Genomic DNA, 3,743 nt, shown 5'->3' on the forward strand with positions numbered 1-3,743 from the left:
GGATCAAACTCTCAATAAAAGTTGAAAAGCTTGTATCTTGACTCGTATCTCATCTCTGTAACACTCGTTTAGTTTTCAAGGATCAATCGTGTGCCACCGAAGTGACGTTTACTAATATACCACATAGTGCTGCAATGCTCAACAGGTAATTTATTCTAATCGCTCGTCACCGCTCTCTCGCGGCGACAGGACTTATCTTACCATTCGAGCGTCAACCCTATCAATCTGAGCGGCCAAACAAACTCAAACAAAACTTGCGCCATCGGGAATAAGAAAAGACTGAGCTTCTGCAAGCTCAGTCTTTCTGATCCATTTGCCAATCCGCCTATCACTTATACCTTGAATTGCTTGATCAAGCTGGCCAGTTCCTGCGCCATCTCCTGAATCTGCGCACTCATCTGGTCCAACTGCTGAATCGACGAGTACTGCTGCTGGGAGGTCGCCGAGATCTCTTGCTGTGCAGCCGCGCTTTCGACCGAGATCGCAGTCACTTCCTGTACGGCCGACAACGTCTGTGTGGCCGAGCGTGCGATGCCTTCCGTATGTTCCACGATGTGTGAAACACCGCTGGCCAGGCTGGAGACCGATGTTTGGATCTTTTCGAACAGACGGCCGTTTTCCATAATCAGCACCACGCCTTTTTCGATCTCTTCCGAACTCTTCGCGTTCGATTCCAAGACATTGACCGTCTCATCGGTGATCACTTGCACGCTCTCAATGATGCTGGCTACCGAATCGTTGGTCTGATTGGCCAACTTTTGAATCTCTTGTGCCACGACAGCAAACCCTTTTCCGTTCTCCCCGGCACGCGCCGCTTCGATCGTCGCGTTCAATGACAGCATGTTGATCTGCGAAGCGATCGTGCGGATGATGCCGATAACGTTGGAGATTTCCTTGGTGCGCTGGTCGAGCCGCTGCAGCTTGGAGGACGTTTCCGCTCCGTAGATTTGAATCTCATTCATCTGGGCTGCAAGATGCTGTACTTGGCTGTTACCTTGTTGCGAAAGCGTTTGCGCAGTTTCTGAGAGCATCGCCATCTCGGTGACCTGCTTGTCGACCACCGTGACCGAGTCGGTGACGCTGTGCACCATTTGGGTGACCGTCTCCAAGTGGTCGGAACGATTGTCAGCCGCTTGCGCTTCTGCCGTGATCGCCGTCACCACTTGCTGCGAACCGGCAGACAGCTCGGTCAGTGCAATCTGCAGCGTGGAACTGGAGTTCTCCAGCACGATCGAGTCTTGATGCAGCGAGTTGATGATGCCGGCCAGACTTTTGCGCATTTCCTCAAAGCTGTCCGCCAGTTGACCGATCTCGTCGTGGCGGTTGTTCGTCATCGAGGTGGTCAAGTCGCCTTTCGCAACCAGCTTAGTGTGTTTGACCAGCGCGATAATCGGACGGGACAAGCGGTTGCCCACTACAAACGCGATCGCTCCTCCGATGATGATCGCAGCGATCAGGAACACGACGCTGAGAATCATGACATAACGCTTCAGGTTGTTGACAAAGGAAGCGTCCATATCGATCCCGACGACCGCCTTGGAATTCACATACGGCATGAACAGCGATTTGTGCACGCCCCAGTCATCCTCGTAAATGTCGCTGACCGTCTCCGCATCTTGTTCCAATGCCTGGTTCTGCTCCGTTGTGAAGGGCAGCTCTGCCAAATACAAGTCTTCGTTGCTCAAGGCAAGAATCACGTCTTTGCCGTCGACTTTGGCGATGACGTATGCGTTTTGCAGACCTTCATTCTTCTTGGTGAAGTCATTGAGTTTGGTCAGCAGCTCCTGATACTTCGACTTGTCGGTCAATGCTGCCGACACCAGTTCCTCCGGAATCGAACTGGTCAGATTGGTCATGTTCAATTCCAGGCGCTGTTCGAATTGTGAAATAACATGGTCGTTTACGATGCTCATCGTGGTCTGATACAGCACCCCAAGAAACACAAGTGTCAGCAAAAGCAGCGGCACGACAAATGCAAACGAGATCTGTCTGCCGATCGAATGATTCCATCTCAAGAATTTCAAGCCCAATGTCCCCCCATTACGGATTGCCAAGGTCTGCGGACTACGCGGAGACCTCCATGTTGCGCAAACTGATAAACTGATTCAAATCCAAGTGCAGCAGTCGTTTGTTCTCTTCCAAATCAACGCTCCGGTAGAACACCACCGCGAAGGTGGTCGGATCGTAACGGTGCATGATGCGGTACTCCAGCACATCTGCAAATTGGCTGTGAAACGCCTCATCGTCGATGGCCGAGATTTTAAGCGTGTTCAATTCGACAGGCAATTCAGCGCAGAAGAAGCTGTACACCGCATCGTCCTGCCTTTCGAGAATTTCTTTCCAGTCAGGTTTTGTTTGGTTGAAGAAGTGCTCGTACAGATTCTCCCCATAGGCGTGAATCGCCAAATCGCAAGTGCCAATACCGGCGAAGCGCATCGGGTTTACTTCAATTGGCACCAATGTGCCGGTCGGAGAGATCCGCACTTCCAAATGCATCGGATACAAGCGCAGATCATCGAGTTGTGCCAACTGGCGCATGAAGTGTGTGACCGGTTCCATCGCTTCCTGCATGACCTGTTTGCTCGTGTAATAAATCCGGTCAGAGGTGTCGCCGGCGTGTGCAAACATGCGTTTGAGCACGTTCAGCACCACCGGTTCGCCTTGTGCATTGATATACCCGTCAATGGCATACTCCTCGCCTTCGATCCATTCCTCGACGATGAACTGCTCCACGTTGAGTACAGTATCCGGAAAGAGGTCACGCGCCTCGCGCACATCGCGCATCAGTCTCACGCGAACGTCCGCCCATTGCCTTGCATCGGCGACACGATACACCCCAAGGCTCGCATAGCCGACCGCCGGTTTGACCACGATCGGAAACGGGAGCTTGGCCGGCGACAGTCTCATCAACTCGTCGAACGAATACGTGAGATACGTAAAATCCGGGAAGAGATCTGCCAGCATTTTTCGAAATTGCGTCTTGCTCTTAAAGCGCTCATTGCGCGCTGCCAGCGGGTGGTCCGGCAAATAGTTCTCCACCGCTTGCAATGCGTTTTCCGAGTTGCTCAAGAGCGGTGCGGTACGATTCTTATAAGTGCGGAAAAAAGAAGTTGCCGATCTCCAGTTCAGCTTTCTGTCTGCCGGAACCGGAACGTGCTGCGAAGTCTTCACTACTGGAATTTTGAGCTCTGCTGCTGTTTTTACCAGATAAGGCGAAACAAATGCTTGACCGAGTACTAACATCTTTGACTCCTCCAATTTGGTTGGATTCGCCGAAGTATTTTCAGCACGGGACAGCAAATAGACAATTCCGAAGTGAAATTGTCCTGAGATTCCACCGTGGAAAAGTTCGGCAACCCGGCTGTCATAGCGTTGTCGGAACAGCGCCTTAGACCCGTGGCTTTGCGTCCCCGCCTTTCAACGGGTTTGCCATTTGTCGATTTTTACACCTTTGTAGTTGCTGGTATAATTACACCTTATCGCATTTCACCGAAATTTTCAATAAAAACATATTCAGCTTGAATAACTGAAAATTCATATTAAGTAATACCTTAGATGAAACCTCTTTTTTTCTAGAGGTAAAAAAAGACCCGATCCTTTTAAGATCGGGTCTTTTTGCAGAGATTCCTTGAAAACTGGATGCGAAAAAGTGAGTGTTGGACTTACTTAGGATAAGCCCTCGACCGATTAGTACTGGTCAGCTGCACGCCTCACGGCGCTTCCACCTCCAGCCTATCAACCTT

Annotated in this window: 2 protein-coding genes, 1 rRNA gene and 1 riboswitch; all 3 genes read right to left on the reverse strand. The window is 50.9% G+C overall.

Annotation, left to right across the window (positions count from 1 at the left end; all coding sequences use genetic code 11):
* Positions 1-332 precede the first annotated feature (332 nt).
* Complete coding sequence (locus EV586_RS20470; protein WP_132946914.1) at positions 333-2,024, reverse strand: methyl-accepting chemotaxis protein; 1,692 nt, start codon at positions 2,022-2,024, stop codon at positions 333-335.
* Between the two features lie 40 nt (positions 2,025-2,064).
* Positions 2,065-3,243: an ATP-grasp domain-containing protein gene (locus tag EV586_RS20475; protein ID WP_132946915.1), complete on the reverse strand. Its 1,179-nt coding sequence runs from the start codon at positions 3,241-3,243 to the stop codon at positions 2,065-2,067.
* A gap of 105 nt (positions 3,244-3,348) precedes the next feature.
* Positions 3,349-3,441: riboswitch (cyclic di-GMP riboswitch) on the reverse strand.
* Positions 3,442-3,667: 226 nt separating this feature from the next.
* A 23S ribosomal RNA gene (locus tag EV586_RS20480) occupies positions 3,668-3,743 on the reverse strand; the annotation flags it as partial.

The sequence above is a fragment of the Tumebacillus sp. BK434 genome, assembly GCF_004340785.1.
Classification (GTDB): domain Bacteria; phylum Bacillota; class Bacilli; order Tumebacillales; family Tumebacillaceae; genus Tumebacillus_A.